At 61.9% G+C, this 18,893-nt stretch carries 18 protein-coding genes; 11 read left to right on the plus strand and 7 right to left on the minus strand.

Translation table 11 applies throughout. The features are described from left to right. The first annotated feature begins 89 nt into the window (after positions 1-89). Positions 90-1,361, plus strand: a complete 1,272-nt coding sequence (locus JBO08_RS09730) for an MFS transporter (protein ID WP_065881805.1) — start codon at positions 90-92, stop codon at positions 1,359-1,361. On the opposite strand, the gene JBO08_RS09735 is transcribed toward JBO08_RS09730, so the two are convergent. Both JBO08_RS09735 and JBO08_RS09740 read right to left on the minus strand, forming a co-directional pair. After that, on the minus strand, positions 1,263-1,802 hold the full coding sequence (locus JBO08_RS09735; RefSeq protein WP_049712601.1) for a cytochrome b: 540 nt from the start codon (positions 1,800-1,802) through the stop codon (positions 1,263-1,265). The two genes, JBO08_RS09730 and JBO08_RS09735, sit on opposite strands and share 99 nt — an antisense overlap. Then, entirely contained in the window at positions 1,799-2,881 is a 1,083-nt protein-coding gene (locus JBO08_RS09740; protein ID WP_065873475.1) for a catalase family peroxidase, read from the minus strand. The genes JBO08_RS09735 and JBO08_RS09740 overlap by 4 nt, the downstream gene beginning before the upstream one ends. 168 nt (positions 2,882-3,049) lie before the next feature. On the opposite strand from JBO08_RS09740, the gene JBO08_RS09745 reads away from it, so the two are divergent. From JBO08_RS09745 to JBO08_RS09760, 4 genes are all read left to right on the plus strand, one after another. After that, positions 3,050-3,556, plus strand: coding sequence for a sigma-70 family RNA polymerase sigma factor (locus tag JBO08_RS09745; RefSeq protein WP_049712599.1), 507 nt, complete (start codon positions 3,050-3,052; stop codon positions 3,554-3,556). Next, a complete protein-coding gene (locus JBO08_RS09750) occupies positions 3,553-4,290 on the plus strand; it encodes an anti-sigma factor (RefSeq protein ID WP_065881804.1) in 738 nt (245 codons plus the stop codon). The genes JBO08_RS09745 and JBO08_RS09750 overlap by 4 nt, the downstream gene beginning before the upstream one ends. 120 nt (positions 4,291-4,410) lie before the next feature. Beyond that, entirely contained in the window at positions 4,411-5,505 is a 1,095-nt protein-coding gene (gene zapE, locus JBO08_RS09755; RefSeq protein ID WP_065881802.1) for a cell division protein ZapE, read from the plus strand. 39 nt (positions 5,506-5,544) lie between these two features. Further along, positions 5,545-6,837: a protein kinase gene (locus tag JBO08_RS09760; RefSeq protein WP_220075211.1), complete on the plus strand. Its 1,293-nt coding sequence runs from the start codon at positions 5,545-5,547 to the stop codon at positions 6,835-6,837. A 115-nt stretch (positions 6,838-6,952) separates the two neighbouring features. Here the strand turns inward: JBO08_RS09760 and JBO08_RS09765 are convergent, their stop codons facing one another. Both JBO08_RS09765 and JBO08_RS09770 read right to left on the minus strand, forming a co-directional pair. After that, entirely contained in the window at positions 6,953-7,660 is a 708-nt protein-coding gene (locus tag JBO08_RS09765; protein WP_049712595.1) for a YebC/PmpR family DNA-binding transcriptional regulator, read from the minus strand. Positions 7,661-7,760: 100 nt separating this feature from the next. After that, positions 7,761-8,618 carry a LysR substrate-binding domain-containing protein gene (locus JBO08_RS09770; RefSeq protein WP_065881798.1) on the minus strand — a complete coding sequence of 286 codons (858 nt, stop codon included), beginning with the start codon at positions 8,616-8,618 and terminating at the stop codon, positions 7,761-7,763. 113 nt (positions 8,619-8,731) lie between these two features. Here JBO08_RS09770 and JBO08_RS09775 point away from each other — a divergent pair, with 113 nt between their 5' ends. The 3 genes from JBO08_RS09775 (at position 8,732) to JBO08_RS09785 (ending at position 11,378) form a co-directional block, all read left to right on the plus strand. Further along, positions 8,732-9,856 (plus strand): 2-aminoethylphosphonate--pyruvate transaminase, encoded by a 1,125-nt coding sequence (locus tag JBO08_RS09775; RefSeq protein ID WP_065881795.1) that lies wholly within the window; start codon positions 8,732-8,734, stop codon positions 9,854-9,856. Continuing rightward, positions 9,853-10,680 carry a phosphonoacetaldehyde hydrolase gene (phnX, locus tag JBO08_RS09780; protein ID WP_065873481.1) on the plus strand — a complete coding sequence of 276 codons (828 nt, stop codon included), beginning with the start codon at positions 9,853-9,855 and terminating at the stop codon, positions 10,678-10,680. The genes JBO08_RS09775 and phnX overlap by 4 nt, the downstream gene beginning before the upstream one ends. 131 nt (positions 10,681-10,811) lie before the next feature. After that, positions 10,812-11,378, plus strand: a complete 567-nt coding sequence (locus JBO08_RS09785; protein ID WP_065873482.1) for a cytochrome b — start codon at positions 10,812-10,814, stop codon at positions 11,376-11,378. A gap of 190 nt (positions 11,379-11,568) precedes the next feature. On the opposite strand, the gene JBO08_RS09790 is transcribed toward JBO08_RS09785, so the two are convergent. Both JBO08_RS09790 and JBO08_RS09795 read right to left on the minus strand, forming a co-directional pair. Beyond that, on the minus strand, positions 11,569-12,453 hold the full coding sequence (locus JBO08_RS09790) for a 1-aminocyclopropane-1-carboxylate deaminase/D-cysteine desulfhydrase (RefSeq protein ID WP_220075210.1): 885 nt from the start codon (positions 12,451-12,453) through the stop codon (positions 11,569-11,571). 55 nt (positions 12,454-12,508) lie between these two features. Then, entirely contained in the window at positions 12,509-14,548 is a 2,040-nt protein-coding gene (locus JBO08_RS09795; RefSeq protein WP_220075219.1) for an NADPH-dependent 2,4-dienoyl-CoA reductase, read from the minus strand. Between the two features lie 213 nt (positions 14,549-14,761). On the opposite strand from JBO08_RS09795, the gene JBO08_RS09800 reads away from it, so the two are divergent. The 3 genes from JBO08_RS09800 (at position 14,762) to JBO08_RS09810 (ending at position 18,255) form a co-directional block, all read left to right on the plus strand. Next, positions 14,762-15,892 (plus strand): carbon-nitrogen hydrolase family protein, encoded by a 1,131-nt coding sequence (locus tag JBO08_RS09800; protein ID WP_065890725.1) that lies wholly within the window; start codon positions 14,762-14,764, stop codon positions 15,890-15,892. Further along, entirely contained in the window at positions 15,889-16,917 is a 1,029-nt protein-coding gene (locus JBO08_RS09805; protein WP_065890724.1) for an AraC family transcriptional regulator, read from the plus strand. The genes JBO08_RS09800 and JBO08_RS09805 overlap by 4 nt, the downstream gene beginning before the upstream one ends. Positions 16,918-17,250: 333 nt before the next feature. Next, a complete protein-coding gene (locus JBO08_RS09810; RefSeq protein ID WP_065876011.1) occupies positions 17,251-18,255 on the plus strand; it encodes a transketolase-like TK C-terminal-containing protein in 1,005 nt (334 codons plus the stop codon). Between the two features lie 63 nt (positions 18,256-18,318). Here the strand turns inward: JBO08_RS09810 and JBO08_RS09815 are convergent, their stop codons facing one another. Beyond that, a complete protein-coding gene (locus JBO08_RS09815; protein WP_065876010.1) occupies positions 18,319-18,789 on the minus strand; it encodes a MarR family winged helix-turn-helix transcriptional regulator in 471 nt (156 codons plus the stop codon). Positions 18,790-18,893: the final 104 nt, after the last annotated feature.

Here is an 18,893-nt window from a genome sequence, read left to right on the forward strand (position 1 = left end):
GAACTCGACTAACAATGTAGTTGCAATATAAAACCGGAATCCTTACCGTACAACTGGTTTCATTTTAAAACCAGAAAAGGATAAGCCGCATGTCGTCATCCCCCTTGAGCGGCGCCGTGGTATCGCTGTTCGCCATCGCCTGTGGCCTGTCGGTGGCCAACGTCTACTACGCACAGCCGCTGCTCGACGCCATGGCCGAGACCTTTGCCATGGACCACGCCACCGTTGGCATCATCATCGCCCTCACCCAGATAGGTTATGGCGTAGGACTGTTGCTGCTGGTGCCTCTCGGGGATCTACTCAACCGACGCAAACTGATCGTCACCCAATTGCTGCTTTCCACGCTCGCCGTGCTGGTGGTGGCGTTGTCTTCCAACAGTTTCTGGCTGCTGGCCGGCATGGCGCTCACCGGGCTGCTGGCCGTTATCGCCCAGGTGCTGGTGGCATTGGCGGCCCATCTGGCGTCGCCTGAACAGCGCGGGCACGTGGTCGGACTGGTTACCAGCGGTATCGTGGTCGGGTTGCTGCTGGCGCGCTCGGTTTCAGGCGCCATGGCTGACCTCGCGGGTTGGCGTTCGGTGTACCTGCTATCGGCGGGCCTGACGTTATTGATGGCGATCCTACTGTGGCGAGTGCTGCCACGCACCGAGCAACCGCAGGCGACCGGCACCTATGGCGCGTTGATCCGCTCGGTTTTCAGCTTGTTCAAAGAGGAAAAAGTCTTGCGTGACCGCGCCGTGCTGGCGATGCTGATTTTCGCCGCCGGCACCGTTCTGTGGACGCCATTGGTACTGCCCTTGAGCGCCCCACCGCTGTCGCTTTCGCACACGCAGATCGGCCTCTTCGGGCTCGCCGGTGCCGCCGGAGCCCTGGGTGCTGCGCACGCCGGACGCCTGGCCGACAAGGGCTTCGCCCAATGGGTCAGCGGCACGGCACTGCTGCTCATGCTGCTCTCCTGGGTTGCCATCGGTTTTACCCAATCGTCGCTGTGGGCATTGTCGCTGGGGGTAATTGTGTTCGACCTGGGCTTGCAGGCCGTGCACGTCACCAGCCAAAGCCTGATCTATGCGGTACGCCCCGATGCACAGAGTCGGCTGGTGGCGGGTTACATGGTGTTTTACTCAGTGGGCAGTGCGGTGGGATCGGTGAGTGCCACGGCGATGTATGCCTGGGCCGGGTGGATCGGGGTGTGCGGCCTGGGCGCGGCGATCAACCTGCTGGCGTTGATCTACTGGCTGGCCACACTGCCCCCGAAACCGGTCTCAGTCTTTACTGCCGGTCATGCTTTGCAGCACGCCGTCACGGCGAATCAGCCCATGGAACAGCGCCGCCGCCAGGTGCAACAACACGGTGAGGAATAGCAGATAGGCCAGGAACCCATGCGCCTTGCGCAGCACCGCAAACAAAGGCGCATTTGCCCCCACCAGCGCCGGCAACTGCACTGAACTGCTGAGCATCACCGGGTCGCCCGCCGCCGAAATCATCGCCCAGCCCAGCAGCGGCAACACCAGCATCAAGGCATACAGCACCAGGTGAGACGCCTTGGCCGCCAACACTTGCCACAGCGGCAAGTCGGCGGGCAACGGTGGTTGGCGCGTGGAGAAGCGCACCACCAGCCGCACGATCACCAGCGCCAGAATCGCGATCCCCAGCGGCTTGTGCAGGTGGATCAACCATTCATGCCGCTCCGAGACCGAGGCCGCCAGGCCCGCGCCGATAAACAGCATGGCGATGACCATCAGCGCCATCAACCAGTGCAGCAGGCGCGCCAGGGGAGCGAAAAACCGTGGTTGAGCATTCATGGCTTCGACTCCTGAGGGGCACTGTGCAACGGGCTGACTTCACCGGCGCGGCGCAGGTACGAGCTGGCGTACGCCGCCGAACGTGCCGCCAGCAACGGATCATTGGAGGCTTCGATGCCGCTGGGCAGAATCAGCGGGTCGAAGTTGATGTCGCGGCAATCGCCATCGGCCTGAGCCTGGCTGCTTTGCAGCACCAGGGTGCCGGCGTTGATGACTTTATGCTCGCCGGTCCAGGCTTTGCTTGCATCGTCCAAAGGATCGCCGGGGTTGGCCAGGGTCATGTTCAACTGCCAGCGCAGCGGCCCGACAGCGAGGCGCTGTACCAAGTCCTTTTCCAGGAAATCGCTGCCGGCAGGCGCAGTATCACCCGCTGCATCCTGACTCTGCGGCACTACGCCCCAACGCACGGCCTGGCGCTTGCCATCGGCCCCCACCAGGTAGAACGCGTTGATGCCGTTGTAGGTTTCGGTCGCGTAACTGGCCGAAGGCTTGGCGGTCTTGACCCACGCCAGGAACGGTGCAGTCTCGGGATGGGCGGCAAAGAACGCCGGCATGCCCGCCGGGTCCGGTTTGCCGGTGGAAGGCTGCGGCGCACCGGCCTTGAGCAGTTGGTAGAACGCCTCAGGCGTGCCCACCGGGAACACCGGCATGCTGTTCATGCCGGTGCGCCACTGCTGGCCGTTGGCCTGGCTGAATTGCACGGCAAAACTGCGGATCGGCACACTGCTGTCCGGTGCATAGGGGTTGCCGCTGGGCAACGCAAATCGGCCAATCAGTGGGGTCTTGGCCTCGTTGAACACCTGGGCGCTGGAATAGGCACGCGCCTCGGGGCTGCTCTCGAAATACCCGGCCACGCACACGCCCTTGGCATGGTTACGCCGGAAGCCAGGGTGGACACCGTTGTTGGTTTCCAGGGCATTGACCAGGGTTTTCGGACGCAGGCGCTGTGGGTCGAGGGTGCCATTGACGTAGGCAAATGCCCCCGCCACAACCGCAACCACGGCTCCGATACCCGCCAGGCGCGCGATCAGGCTCGCCGTGCTCAAGGGGGGACGGGGCGGTGATGAGTGATCTACCATGAAGAAACTCCAGGGCCCAAGGCCGTAGGGGAGAACATAAGGTCGGAGCATTAAGACGAACGCCGATCGGCTCTATTCCCTGGCCTTGGATTTATTTCCCCGCAAGGGGGAATAACCTTCATCGCCGCACGTCTCTCTAGTCCCAGCGTAGTGAACAGCCAGCTCCCCATGCATGAACTCGACGAACCGTTACGTGAACTCATCCCCAGGCTGCGGCGTTTTGCCGTGTCCCTGACGCGTAACGCCAGCAGCGCCGACGACTTGGTACAGTCAACCCTGGAACGGGCGATCATCAGTTGGGCCGACAAACGCGTCGAAGGCGACTTGCGCGCCTGGCTGTTCTCGATTCTCTATCGGCAGTTCCTCGACGCCCATCGCCGCACCCGGCGCTACGCTCGCATGCTCGAATTTTTCACCGGACGCGACGATGCGCAGCCGTCGGTCGAACGTACGGTGATCGCCCAGTCAACCCTGCAAGCCTTCGATCAACTCAACACCGAGCAGCGCGCCCTGCTGCTGTGGGTCTCGGTCGAAGGCTTGAGCTACAAGGAGGTCGCCGAAATCCTCGATGTGCCCATCGGCACCGTGATGTCGCGCCTGTCCCGGGCACGCCAAGCCCTGCGTCAACTCAGTGATGGCGAAATTGCCAGCCCTTCCCTGCGGATACTCAAATGATCAGCCTGCCTCCCAGCGAACGCGATTTGCATGCCTACGTCGATCACCAACTGCTGGAAAGTGATCGCCGTGTCCTGGAAACCTATCTGGCGGCCCATCCGGACGTCGCAGCCCAGGTCCACGCCTGGCAGCACGACGCGCAATTGCTGCGCGCCGCGTTGGGCGGTGCCCTGCAACAGCCGGCTAACCCGGACCTGGACCCGGCACTGATTCGCCAGCGCATCAAGCGCCAATCGCGCCGCCATTTCGCTACGGCAGCCATGCTATTGATCGCCGTCAGCCTCGGTGGCCTGGGTGGCTGGCACGCCCGTGAAGCCACTCAGCCTCCCCTGTTGCCGATGGCCGATGCGATGCAAGCCTTCCGCCTGTTTGCGCAGGACGGCATCATGCCCGCCGACTACAAAGTCCAGGGCAACGGCACGATGCAGGCTTGGCTCGACCGCTACTTCAACCAGGCCCACCGCCTGCCCGACTTGAGCGCATCAGGCTTCATGCCGGTCAGCGGCCGCCTGCTCACTACCGAGCAAGGTGCCGCCGCCATGGTGCTATACGAAGACCCACAGGGGCGGCGCATCAGTTTCTACATCCGCCCACCGGGCCCGGAAAACGGCTTCCTGCCCCGTGGCAGTCGCAGTGCCGATGGCTTGCAGGCCCAATACTGGTCCGGCGCTGGCTACAACTATGCGGTGGTCAGCCCAGTGGACCAGCCCACCCCGCAGATGCTGAAGTTCTAGAAGCCCACGCCCAGCACGACGCTATCGAGACAGGTGCCGGCAAGCGGCACCCTTCTCTATTGGTCAAATCGCCGCGGGCGCCCTACAGTAAGCGACCACTGAAATACAGAGTGACTTGCATTGGCCGTGCTTCCCCTTATCCGTCGCCTCCTCGGTAAAAGAACCGACAGCCTCGACGACTCGCCCATCCCTGCATTCTTTCAGCAAAAAGCCGAGCAACAGGGCTTTACCCTGAGCACTGGTCAAACCCGCGCCATTGCCGCCCTGGCCCGTGAAACCAAGACCCTGCTCGCCGGCCAGTCCACCCGCAGCCTGTATTTGCACGGGCCGGTGGGGCGCGGCAAAAGCTGGCTGCTGGATGGTTTTTTTCAGGCGTTGCCGATTACCGAGAAGCAACGTGTGCACTTCCATGACTTTTTTGCCCAACTGCATCGCGGCATGTTCAAGCATCGCGGGCAAGACGATGCCCTGGCCTTGACCCTGGATGAACTGCTGACGGACTGCCGGGTGCTGTGTTTCGACGAATTCCACGTCCACGACATCGGCGATGCCATGCTGATATCGCGGCTGTTCAAGGCGCTGTTCGGACGCGGTGTGCTGGTGCTGGTAACGTCCAACTATGCGCCGCAAGACTTGCTACCCAACCCCCTGTATCACGAGCGTTTCAAACCGGTGATCGACCTGATCGCCGCGCGTATGGAGGTGCTGGAAGTCAGCTCGCCCCAGGATTTTCGCAGCCTGCCCCAGACTCGGAGCGCGCAACGCTTTACCAGCGGTCACTATGTCTGGCCGGGGACCGCGAGCCAGCGCGAAGCACTCGGTTTGCCTCCTGTAAACTGCACGCCTCAGCCCTTGCCCGTCGGCACTCGAACCTTGATATGTCGCCGCCATACAGGCCGCTCCATTGCCTTCACCTTCAACGACCTGTGCGAACAGTTGACGGCAGTGATGGACTACTTGCTGCTGTGCCAGGACTACGATTACTGGGTCATCGACGGCTTGCCACCACTGGCGGAGTGCCCGATTGCCGTGCAGCAGCGATTCATCAATCTGGTGGACGTACTCTACGACCGGGACAAGCAACTGATTCTGATCGGCGAGCAGCCCCTCAACATTGCCTTGGGTGGCCAAGCCATCGACCTCGCCCGCACCGCCAGCCGTCTCGGACAATTGCAACAGGCCAGCCCGCAACGCTCGCGCGACCCGGTATCATGAACGCCATTCACGCCCCCTTGCCGAGTGACTGCGCCGTTCATGAATACCCTCGCCCAACTCAAGGCCGGCCAACTGGCCGGTATCACACGGCTGGACCTGTCCTGCGGACTGGCCGAATTCCCCCAGGAAATTTTCGAACTGGCCGACTCGCTGGAGATCCTCAACCTCAGCGGTAACGCCCTGAGCAGCCTGCCCGACGACCTGCACCGCCTGCCTCACCTGCGCGTGCTGTTTTGCTCGGATAACCTCTTTACTGAACTGCCAGCCTGCCTGGGCGAATGCACCAGACTGAGCATGATCGGCTTCAAGGCCAACCAGATCCGCCACGTGCCTGCCGCCGCGTTGCCGCCGTTGTTGCGCTGGCTGATCCTGACCGATAACCAGATCAGCGAGCTGCCTGACGAGTTGGGCGAACGGCCATTGCTGCAAAAACTGATGCTGGCCGGCAACCGACTGACGCACCTGCCGGAAAGCCTGACCCACTGCCACAACCTCGAATTGCTGCGCATCGCCTCCAACCGCTTCACCCAGCTGCCGCGATGGCTACTGGCCCTGCCAAGCCTGACCTGGCTGGCCTATGCCGGTAACCCGGTGGAAATGGCGATGCAGGTGGCAGGTGATGACGCCACACCACATATTCCCTGGTCCGAACTGGAACTGGCCGAAGTCCTTGGCGAAGGCGCTTCCGGCGTTATCCGCAAAGCGCTGTGGAAACCGTCAGGCAAACCCGTCGCTGTCAAACTCTATAAAGGCACCATCACCAGCGACGGCTCACCGCTGCACGAAATGCAGGCCTGCATTGCTGCCGGGCTGCACCCCAACCTGATCAAGGTGCAAGGCCGGGTAGTCGGCCACCCCGATAACCAGGCCGCACTGGTGATGGACTTGATCGACCCGAGCTACCGCAACCTCGCGGCACTGCCGAGCCTGGCCTCGTGCACCCGGGATATCTACGAACCGGGCGTGCGCTTCAGCTTTGACGTTGCCTTGCGTATGGCACGGGGTATCGCTTCGGTGGGCGCGCATCTGCATCGGCACGGCATCACCCATGGCGATCTGTATGGCCACAACATTTTGTGGAATGAAGCCGGGGATTGTTTACTCGGGGACTTTGGCGCAGCGTCGTTCCATGCCACGGCGGACACCGTGGAAACCAGAGCGCTGCAACGGATTGAAGTGCGCGCGTTTGGGGTGTTGCTGGGGGAGTTGTTGGAGCGGGTTGAGTCGGGAGTGAACGCGCAGTGGAGGGAGCTGCAAAGAAATTGCTGTCAACCAGAGGTGATGGCACGGCCTGGCTTCGAGGAAATCGAAGCGCTGCTGAACCAGGGCTAAAACCCAATCCAACTGTGGGAGCTGGCTTGCCTGCGATGAGGTCGTGTCATTCACCTTTCCAGTGACTGATACACCGCCATCGCGGGCAAGCCAGCTCCCACATTTTTACCGCGTTTTAGCCAGCCAGGCCGACGAACATATCCTGCACGTCATCATGGTTGTCCAGGCCTTCCAGGAAGGCTTCGACTTCAGCCATCTGCTCGGCGCTCAAACCGCTCACCGGGTTTTTCGAGAGGTAACCCAGCTTGGCCGACAACACGGTAAAGCCCTGCTCCGGCAGCGCCTTCTGTACAGCATCCAGGTCGGTGGTTTCGGTGATGAACAGGGTGGTGCCCTCTTCCTCGCCGTCTTCGAAATCCTGGGCCCCGGCTTCAATCGCGGCCATTTCCGGATCGGCGTCCGGGCTGTCCGGCGAGGCTTCGATCAGGCCGACGTGGTTGAAGTCCCAAGCCACGGAGCCGGAGGCGCCCAGTTGGCCCTTGCGGAACGCCACACGGATTTCAGCCACCGTGCGGTTGATGTTGTCGGTCACGCACTCGACGATCAGCGGCACCTGGTGCGGCGCGAACCCTTCGTAGGTCACACGGTGGTATTGCACGGTCTCGCCGAGCAGACCGGCACCTTTCTTGATGGCGCGTTCCAGGGTTTCCTTGGGCATCGAGGCCTTTTTGGCCTGTTCCACCACCAGACGCAGGTGGGCGTTGGTCGCGGTGTCGGCGCCGTTGCGGGCGGCGATGGTGATTTCTTTCACCAGCTTGCCGAAGATCTTGCCCTTGGCATTGGATGCCGCTTCTTTATGTTTGACTTTCCACTGTGCGCCCATGACTCACTCTCTTTTCGTCCATCGCGCCGAAACGTCTACTGGCCGGCGCTTTGGGGGCAGAGTTTATAGCGCAAGAACGCATCGTTCCACCAAAAAACCGTCAGGGTGCCAACTCGAAAAATGCCTGGATCAAGCGCAATGAGCGCCGCCGCTCCATGCAACCAAGCATGTGGCGATTCAGCAGCCCTTCGCCCTGGATCGGCACGGCGCACGCGCGCGGGTCCGGGCTGACTTCCATCGACGACACCACGCCTACGCCCAACTCGGCAGCAACGGCCTCGGTCACCGCCTCACGGCTGTCGAGTTCCAGCAGCACCTTGGGCTGTACACCGGCAGCCAGGCAGGCGTCATCAAAGGTGCGCCGGGTGATGGAGCTGGGCTCGCGCAGCACCATGATCACGTCGTTAAGCTGACCCAGGCGGATACCCTTGGGCAGCGTCGCCCAGGGGTGACTTACAGGCACCAGCGCGCAGATCCGCGACTCGCTCAAAGGTTGCAAATGCAGGCCGTTGCGCGGCTCGACCTCGGTAAGTACCGCCACATCCGCATGCTCTGACAACAACGCGGCCAGGGTTTCCTGGGCGTTGCCCAAGCGCAGGTTGACGGTAATCCCAGGGTAACGCGCGCGCAGGCTGGCGATCATCGGCATCACCAGATGCGGGCCGTCCGCCGCCACTTCCAGGCGCCCGGTGAGCAATTGCTGGTTGGCCTCCAGCATCGCCTGCGCTTCATCTACCAGGCCGAAGATCGCCCGCGTGATCGCCGCCAGGCGCGCGCCCTCCTCCGTCACCTCTACCCGACGTGCGGTACGCCGCAGCAACGGGATCTGGTAGTGCTCTTCCAGCGCCTTGATATGCCCGGTTACCGCGGGTTGGCTGATGAACAGCCGCGCCGCCGCACGGGTAAAACTGCCCTCGCGGGCCACGGCATCGAATGCGCGCAATTGAAACAGATTCATAGCTATCGGCCTCACTGATAGCTCGCATAACAACAAACAATTTGATTGATGACAAGCCAAACTGCAATTTAGTCGCCGTAGCTTCAGCCCCCGATGCCTTGCGAGAATTTGAAATGACCACCGCGCCGATCCTGCTGACCCCTGGCCCCCTGACCACCTCCGCCCGGACCCGTCAGGCAATGATGGTGGATTGGGGTTCATGGGATGACCGGTTCAACCAGCTCACTGCCAGTGTGCGCGAGCACCTGCTGGCGATTCTCAACGGCGCCGACAGCCACCATTGCGTGCCCTTGCAAGGCAGCGGCACGTTCGCCGTCGAAGCCGCCATCGGCACCCTCGTACCGCGCGACGGCAAGGTGCTGGTGCTGATCAACGGCGCCTATGGCAAGCGCCTGGCCAAGATCTGCGACGTGCTCGGCCGCGATTTCAGCACCTTTGAAACCGCCGAAGACGAACCGACCACCGCCGCCGACGTCGACCGCCTGTTGCAAGCCGACAGGGCCATCACCCATGTCGCGCTGATCCACTGCGAAACCAGCACCGGCATTCTCAACCCACTGCCGGAAATCGCCCAGGTCATTAAAAACCACGGCAAGCGCTTGATCATCGACGCCATGAGCTCCTTTGGTGCGCTGCCGATCAACGCCCATGAAGTGCCGTTCGACGCACTGATTGCAGCCTCCGGCAAATGCCTGGAAGGCGTACCGGGGATGGGGTTTGTCTTCGCCGAAAAAACCGCGTTGGCCGCGGCCCAAGGAAACTGCCACTCCCTGGCGATGGACCTGTTTGACCAGCACAGCTACATGGCCAAGACCGGCCAATGGCGTTTCACCCCGCCGACCCACGTGGTCGCCGCCCTGCACGAAGCGCTGCTGCAATACGTTGAAGAAGGCGGCCTGCCCGCGCGCCATCGACGCTATGCACGCAACTGCCAGGTGCTGCTGGATGGCATGGCCGAACTGGGCCTGCGCAGCTTCCTGCCGGCGGCGATCCAGGCGCCGATCATCGTCACCTTCCATGCTCCGCAAGACCCGCACTATCAATTCAAGGATTTTTACGAGCGGGTCAAGGCGAAGGGTTTCATCCTGTATCCGGGCAAGTTGACCCAGGTGGAAACCTTTCGCGTGGGCTGCATCGGCCATGTCGACGCCACCGACATGCACGCCGCCGTCACCGCCATTGCCGAGGCACTGCAAGCCATGGGCATCACCCTTTCTTCCTTCGGAGCACACGCATGAACTACCAGAACCCCAATGCCCTGCAAGCTGTGATCCTCGACTGGGCAGGCACCGTGGTCGATTTCGGCTCCTTCGCACCCACGCAGATTTTTGTCGAAGCCTTTGCCGAGTTCGATGTGCAAGTCTCCATCGAAGAAGCCCGCGGCCCGATGGGCATGGGCAAGTGGGATCACATCCGCACCCTCTGCGACCAGCCGCAGGTCGCCGAGCGCTACCGCAAGGCGTTCGGCCGCACGCCGACCGATGACGACGTAACCGCCATCTACCAACGCTTCATGCCGTTGCAGATCGAGAAGATCGCCGAACACTCGGCGCTGATTCCCGGTGCCCTCGACACCATCGCACGCCTGCGCGTGCAAGGCATAAAGATCGGTTCCTGCTCCGGCTACCCCAAACAAGTGATGGATAAAGTCGTCGCCCTGGCGGCCACCAACGGTTATATCGCCGACCATGTAGTCGCGACCGATGAAGTGCCCAACGGCCGCCCATGGCCGGCCCAGGCGCTGGCGAATGTGATCGCGCTGGGCATCGATGATGTGGCAGCGTGCGTGAAAGTCGACGACACCGTGCCCGGCATCCTCGAAGGCCGCCGCGCCGGGATGTGGACCGTGGCCCTGACCTGCTCCGGCAACGCACTGGGATTGACCTACGCGCAGTTCCGCGCCCTTGACACCGCCACCCTGGCCAGCGAGCGCAAGCGCGTCGAAGCGATGTTCGAAGGCTCGCGCCCGCACTACCTGATCGACACCATCAACGACCTGCCTTCGGTGATCGCCGACATCAATGCGCGCCTGGCCCGTGGGGAAATGCCGCAGAGCCACTGATAGAGGTCAAAACAACGGCATTTGCGTGGGGCAAAACGCTCAAAATCGGCTTACAGTTAACGCACTGCGTCACCAAAGAACGCAATGTTGTTCCGTGAATAAACTGTACCTGATAAGTGAGGAACCCAGCGATGCCGTGGAAAAACTCCGATACGCGCTACAGCACCATGTCGATCGCGTTGCACTGGTTGATGGTGGTGCTGCTGGCGGTGGTCTACGCCTGCATTGAACTGCGTGGCCAGTTTCCGAAAGGCAGCGGTGCGCGAACGTTGATCGTCGAAATGCACTTTATGTTTGGCCTTACCGTGTTTGTGCTGGTGTGGCTACGGTTGTTTGCGCGCAGCCTGGGGGTTGCCCCCAAGATCGTGCCGGCACCGCCGCAATGGCAGAGCCTGCTGGCGACGCTGATGCATGTCGCGCTGTACGCGCTAATGATCGGCATGCCGATTGCCGGCTGGCTGATTGTGAGTGCCGAGGGGCATTCGGTGATGTTCTATGGCATGGAGTTGCCGCCGTTGATTGGCGAGAACAAGGACCTCGCCAAGCAGATTGAAGGCTGGCATGTCTGGTTCGGCAAGGTCGGTTATTGGCTGATCGGGCTGCATGCACTGGCGGGGATTGCCCACCATTACGTCCTGCGGGACAACACGGCGTTGCGGATGATGCCGGGGCGGTTTGCCAAGAAAACTGCTGAATGATGGAACGCGATTACGGCATGGGTAGCGTGCTGCGTCGTGCCTGTGACGGTCTGGCAGTCAAATAGGTTGGATCGAGGGTAACCGGTTCAAATGTGGGAGCTGGCTTGCCTGCGAATGCGGTAGGCCAGGTACAGATATGCCAATTGACACCCCTCTTCGCGAGCAAGCCCGCTCCCACAGGGGTTCTGTGTCAGGCATTGAACCCTCGGCGGCCTTGCAGGCCGCCGGTGTGCACGAAGATCAGGCGGGTGCCGGAAGTAAAGCGCCCTGCTTCGATCTGCGCCTTCAAGGCCAGTAACGCCTTGCCGGTGTAGAGCGGCTCCAATGGCAAGCCGCAGGCCCGCTCTGTGGTTTCGATAAACTCGAGCAGCAGCGGATCCACCTTGGCAAAGCCACCTCGGCTGGCGTCCACCAGCTCATACCCACCTTGCACGATAGACTCCACGTTCTGCGCCACACCGTGATCATCCGGCACCGCCATGGCGCCGTGCACCGTGTGTGCACCCGCCTCCGCCAGCACCAGACCGGCCAACGTGGTGCCAGTGCCTGCAGCTAACCACCAGCCGTCGTAGTCGGTCCACCCCAGTGCGGGCAACTGCGCCCGCACCTGCTCGACCAACACGGAGCAACCCGATGCACCCGCAATACCACCGCCGCCTTCAGGCACGGGATGCAGATGGGGATACTGCTCACGCCACGGCAGCCAAAAGTCCGGTTCATGGCGCGCGCGATAACCGCCATACCCCAGCCAATGCAATTGCATGCCAAATGCCTTCAAGTCGAGGACAGTAGGGGTGTCTTGTGGATGCCCGCGCAGCAGGCCTACGGTGGGGAAGTCAAAGCGCTTGCCGGCGGCGGCTAACGCGTGCAAATGGTTGGAGTAAGCGCCGCCCAGGCTGATGATGCCGCGGGCGTTTTGCGCCTGCGCTAAATGCCCGCTGAGCTTGAACCATTTGTTGCCACTGATCAGCGGGTCGATACAATCCAGGCGCAACACGGCCAGCTCGACACCTTGCAGCCAATCCAGCTGCAAGGGTTCAAGCGGTGCGCGGGGAAGCCAATCGAAGGGGCCCATCGGGACATCTGTATGAAAAACGGGGCGGTAGTCTAACACCGCCCCGTTTGGGTTCTTACAGTTCGGCAGCGAGGCGTGAACCCTGATTGATAGCGCGCTTGGCATCCAGCTCGGCCGCCACATCGGCGCCGCCGATCAGGTGCACGGTCTGGCCCGCCGCGACCAGGCCGTCCTGCAGTTCGCGCAGCGGGTCCTGGCCGGCGCAGATGACGATATTGTCCACCGCCAGCACTTGGGTTTCACCCTCGGCGCCAATGCGGATATGCAGGCCTTCATCGTCGATTTTCAAATACTCGACGCTGTTGAGCATCTGCACCTGCTTGTTCTTCAAACCGGTACGGTGGATCCAGCCGGTAGTCTTGCCCAGGCCGTCGCCCACCTTGGAAGTCTTGCGTTGCAGCAAGAACACTTCACGCGCCGGCGCATGGGGTTGCGGTTTGATACCGGCAACACCACCGCGGGCTTGCAGCTGGGTGTCGATGCCCCACTCTTTCCAGAACGCTTCGCGGTCCAGGCTGGTGGACACACCTTGGTGCACGAGGAATTCCGAGACATCGAAACCGATACCACCGGCGCCGATCACCGCTACGCGCTTGCCTACCGGTTTGCGTTCGAGGATCACATCCAAGTAGCTCAGCACCTTGGCACTCTCGACCCCCGGGATCGCCGGGGTACGCGGCGCGATGCCGGTGGCCAGGATGATCTCGTCATAACCACCCGCCGCCAGTTGCGCCACGTCCACACGGGTATTGAGGCAAAGCTCCACGTGGGTGGTCTGCAATTTGCGCTTGAAGTAGCGCAGGGTTTCGAAGAACTCCTCCTTGCCCGGCACGCGCTTGGCGATATTGAACTGGCCGCCGATCTCGCTGGCGGAGTCAAACAGCGTCACCTGATGGCCGCGCTCCGCAGCCACCGTTGCCGCCGCCAGACCGGCAGGACCGGCACCCACCACGGCGATCTTCTTGATTTGCTTCACGGGCAGGTAGTTGAGCTCAGTCTCATAGCACGCGCGCGGGTTGACCAAACAGGTGGTCAGCTTGCCGCCGAAGGTGTGATCCAGGCAGGCCTGATTGCAGCCGATACAGGTGTTGATTTCATCGGCACGGCCAGCGGCAGCCTTGTTGACGAATTCCGGGTCGGCCAGGAATGGGCGTGCCATGGACACCATGTCGGCATCGCCCTCGGCGAGGATCTGCTCGGCGATTTCCGGGGTGTTGATGCGGTTGGTAGTAATCAGCGGAATCTGCACCGCACCGCGCAGTTTGGCGGTGACTTTGCTGAACGCGCCGCGCGGCACCTTGGTGGCGATGGTCGGGATACGCGCTTCGTGCCAGCCAATCCCGGTGTTGATAAGGGTCGCACCGGCGCCTTCGATGGCCTTGGCCAACTGCACGATTTCTTCCCAGGTGCTGCCGCCCTCCACCAGATCGAGCATCGACAGGCGGAAGATAATGATGAAATTCGGGCCCACGGCCTCACGCACACGGCGCACGATATCCACCGCCAGGCGCATGCGGTTTTCGTAGCTACCGCCCCAGCGGTCGGTGCGATGGTTGGTGTGGGCGGCGAGGAACTGGTTAATGAAGTAGCCTTCGGACCCCATGATTTCCACACCGTCGTACTCGGCGACCTGGGCCAGCAACGAACAGGTGACAAAATCCTGGATCTGCTTTTCGATGCCTTCTTCGTCCAGCTCCTTGGGCTTGAACGGGTTGATCGGCGCCTGGATCGCGCTCGGTGCAACTTGTTTAGGGCTGTAGGCATAACGACCGGCATGGAGGATCTGCATGCAGATCTTGCCGCCCGCCTCATGCACGGCTTTGGTCACGATCTTGTGTTTTTGCGCTTCTTCGTCGGTGGTCAGCTTGGCCGCGCCGGCGTACACCCCGCCCTCGTCATTCGGGCCAATGCCGCCAGTGACCATCAGGCCAACGCCGCCACGGGCGCGCTCTGCAAAATAGGCGGCCATGCGTTCGAAGCCGCCGGGCTTTTCTTCAAGGCCCGTGTGCATCGAGCCCATCAGGGTACGGTTGCGCAAGGTGGTAAAACCCAGGTCCAACGGGGCCAGCAGGTGCGGGTAGGCAACAGCGGTCATGGTCAAGCTCCACAACGGATCATCACGGGGGCGTGACAGGCTCATGCGGCCCGCCATCGGTTTATGTCCCACAGACTAAGAGCCGGCGGACTACCGCTCAATGACTGAAACTGACAAGTTATTGATCCAAATGCACAGCGCCCCTTGGCAAGCCGGTCCATGGGCCCTACCCTAGTCGGCGAACCCTGCACACGGTCTGTTGTCTGTTGCCCCATGCGTAAACTTCTCGCTTTTACCGTCACCATGGCCCTGGTTGCCGCCGTCGCCGCGTATCTGGTCTGGACCCAGGAGCGCCCCGTGGCGCATTACCTGTCGGACCTGCGCATCACCCTTGCCGTCAACGAAGGCCTGCCGGCTGACCGTGGCAACTTGCTGGGCATCCAGCCGGAGCTGTTTCCGGCCGACTACCAGAGCCTGGAACGCCTGCACCTGAAGCTGTCGGCCTACCTGCAAAAAGCCCGCGACCAAGGGCTGATCAACGACAAGACCATCGTGGTACTGCCCGAACATATTGGCACCTGGCTGATGCTCATAGGCGAGAAGAACGAGGTCTACCAGGCTCTCCACGCGAAAGATGCGATGAATTGGCTGTCGGTCAGCAACCCACTGATGTTTGCGCGCGCGTGGATCAGCGCCACGGGCGACAACCGCACCGACGACGCCTACCTGCGCATGAAAGCCGATGGCATGGCGCGGGACTATCAGGTGTTGTTTGGCGGCCTGGCCAAGGAGTTTGGCGTGACCTTGGTGGCCGGCTCCATCACCCTGCCCAACCCAAGCGTCAGTCAGGGACAGCTGCAGGTCGGCCATGGTGCGCTGTATAACGCCAGCGTGGTCTTCAGCGCCGACGGTTTGCCCGTCGGCGAGCCGCAGCGTCAGCTCTACCCGATCTACAATGAACGTGGCTTTATCGAACCCGGTGATGAAAACGTCGTCAGCGTGGTCGACACCCCGGCCGGTCGCCTGGGCGTGCTGGTGGGCAGCGACAGCTGGTACCCGGAAAACTACCGCAAACTCAACGAACACGGCGCGCAGTTGATCGCAGTGCCGGCCTTTGTGCTGGGACGTGACACCTGGGACGGCCCATGGCGCGGTTTCAAAAGCGTGTCCACCCCGACTGAAATCAGCCTCAAGCCCGAAGAACTCAGTGAAGGCGAAGCCTGGCGCCGTCTCACGCTGATCAGCCAGCCCCCCGTCAGTCAGGCAAGCGCCGGCATGAGCGTGTTCCTGCGTGGACAATTCTGGGACCTGGGCACCGCTGGGCATAGCTTCCTCAGCAGCAACGGGCAAATCAGCGCAGATAGCGACGCCCGTGGTGCGCGCTTGTTGAATATCTGGCTGTGAAGCCCGTACGGCTGGGGGACCTGTCGGTGGGCTTCGTGCACACCCTGGCGGATGCCATCCACAGCCACGGCCAGGACCCGCAGCCGCTGCTGCTGCAATACGGCCTCGACCCGGCGCGCCTCGCCGAGGCCGGTGCACGCTTGTCGATCCCGCGTTACATGCGCCTTGGCCATGCGGCCATCCAGCTCACCGGCGACCCGGGCCTGGGTTTGCGCATGGGCCAGTTCAGCCGCCTGAGCCAGGCAGGGCTCGCGGGCGTCACCGCCGCCCAGGCGCCCAACGTACGCGAGGCTGCGCGCACATTGACTCGTTTCGAAGCACTGTACGGCTCCAATTATCGCGGGCAGTCGAGTTTTGTCGAAGATGCCGAAGGCGCCTGGCTCCGCTTCTACTCCATCAGCCCCTACAACGCCTTCAACCGCTTTGTGGTCGACTCGATCATCGCCGGCTGGCTGCATCAATTGTCGAGCCTGGCCCAACACCGGGTGCAGGCACAACGCATCGACATCGAATTTGAAACACCGGTGTATGCCGATCAGTACAACGCGCTCGGAGACATTCACTTCAGCGCCGAGGCCAACCAATTGCGCCTCAACCAGCAAACCCTGGCCCTGCGCAACCCGCAGCACTGCCCAAGTACCTGGAACCTGTTGTTACAACTTTGTGAGAGAGAGTTGGAGCAATTGACCCGCACCCGCAGCCTGCGCGAGCGCATTACCCGGTTGCTCGGGCCGATGCTCAATGGCGGCCGGGAACCCGACCTGGAAGAAGTGGCGGCACGCTTGAAGCTGCCGACCTGGACGCTACGCCGCAAACTGGCCGAAGAAGGCACTCAGTTCCGCGCCATTCTCAACGATACCCGCCGCGACCTGGCCATGACCTATATTCGCGATACGGAACTGGCGTTCGGCGAGATCGCCTACTTGCTCGGTTTTGCCTCCGCCCAAGCCTTCCAGCGGGCGTTCAGGCGGTGGAACAACCAGACCCCAGGGGAATTTCGCCGCAGTCAGCGGCATTCCGCCTGAAGTCGGTCTTACAGCTCGGTTGCATCGTCTGCGGGTTCCAGCGGGTCCCATTCAAAGGCCTGGTACTCGAGCAGCTCTTCCTGGTAATCGTCCATGGGGGACTCCTTTTTTGAATTAACAGCGGTTGCAAACAAATGACATTCATCAACAGCCTAAAGTGCCGTGATGACGAAAAAATGTCTGCGCCATGACGTTCCTGCACTCCAGGATTAAACGTAGCAGCGCTTTATGGATTTAGCCGCCAGGACTTGAGGTGCGATTGCAATCATTGCAATTGCAATCACATAATGGATTCGATTAGGGTAGGCGCATCCGTGACCAGGTGACTCGCCCATGCCCACCTCCACCCTTGACTGCGCGCAACGCTGCATCGACGTTTTGAGCGCCGCAGAAGACGCTCCCAACTCACCGCTGTACACCGTGATGACCATGGCCAACACGCTCGAATCCAGCCGACAGGCGTGGGTGATTCGCGGCCAGTCACGCTCCCGGCGCGTGGGGAACTGGCCCAGCTGGTTTGCGCGCAATACCGTCGAAAAACCCTTGCTGTACCTGCACAGTGCGCAATCATCGGCACAGTTGAGTGCGCTGGCGGACGTGACCCAGCAACGCGGCATCCTGTGCAACGACATCGAAAACCAGCCTTCGCCCTGGCCCAAAGGTGCACAACCTTCCCTGCCGCTGTGGCTCGCTACCCATCCACGTTGCACGCCGTACGACCCGGCTTCCGGTGAAGAAGCCCGGGCGATTGTGCTGGCAGGCTTGCACACGCTGTATGTCGACGGTGAACCGGGGTTTTATTACCTGGCGTTACATGATCAGCAAAGCGCAGGGGTGCTGAGCGCGCAGGATCGCGAGGACGCGCTCAAGGGCATGTACCCGATCAAGCGTGACCACACGGGCGACGTACGTTTGCTCGGTGCGGGCCGGGCACTGGAAGACGTGCTGCATGCCGCACGGTTATTGAAGCAGGACTGGGACATCACGGCGCAGGTGTGGAGTTGCCCCAGTTACACGCGACTGGCGCGTGAGGCTGCAGCGGCTGAACGCTGGAATCGGCTGCACCCCACAGCGCCCAAGCGCAGTTGCCATCTGCGTGAATGCCTGGCCGCAACTGCGGCGCCGGTGATTGCTGTCACCGGATATCCGCAGGCGATTGTCGATCAGTTGGCCGCTCATACGGATGCGCGGTTTGTGGCGCTGGGGGCCGGGTCGGTGCAGGCCGGGGCGCCGAGTCGGTATTGGATTGTGGTGATGGCGCTCAGGGCGCTGGCGGATGAGGGGCGTATTGATCTTCAGCAGGTGGAAACAGCGATGGCCCGGTACCCGCTCAAATGAATTGGAACGCCGTCAACTGTGGGAGCTGGCTTGCCTGCTCCCACATTGGATCTCCACTGAGTTTCAGGTTTTGCGCCGGCTGCGGGTCTGTACCCCGGCCTCCATCGCCAGCCCCGCCGTGCGCTCCAACGCATCCGCAAACCCCTGGCGCTGCTCCGGTTCGATCTGCGACAGGAACAACTCATCCACCGTGCTTTCGTAGATCTTCCACATTTTTTTACGCAACACCCGGCCGGCATCGGTGATCGAGGCAAACGCCGCGCGGCCGTCGCCATCGGAGCGCGAACGCACGACTAGGCCATCCTTTTCCAGGCGGTCGACCAGGCGCGTGAGGTTGTAGCGCTCGATGGCCAGCACATCCGCCAGCTCGTGCATGCGGCGGGTGCCATCGGGGCCGCTTTCCAGGCCCCACAATGCGTCGTACCAGGCATAGGGCGGCAGGTTCGCCTCGGCCAGGCGGCGTTCGATTTCACGGATGACCGTCCTGTGGGCCCTGACAAAACGGAACCATACATCAGGCTCTTTCGACGACATGCAACACCATCCGAGGGATTTCAAGAAGGTTGCAATAGTAGCTCATCCCGCGCTAGATTCGGCTATGTAGTTGCAATTGCAATTACATTGACGGCACTCCCACA

Origin of the sequence: Pseudomonas sp. LAP_36 (assembly GCF_019456785.1) — a bacterium.
Classification (GTDB): Bacteria; Pseudomonadota; Gammaproteobacteria; order Pseudomonadales; family Pseudomonadaceae; genus Aquipseudomonas; species Aquipseudomonas tritici.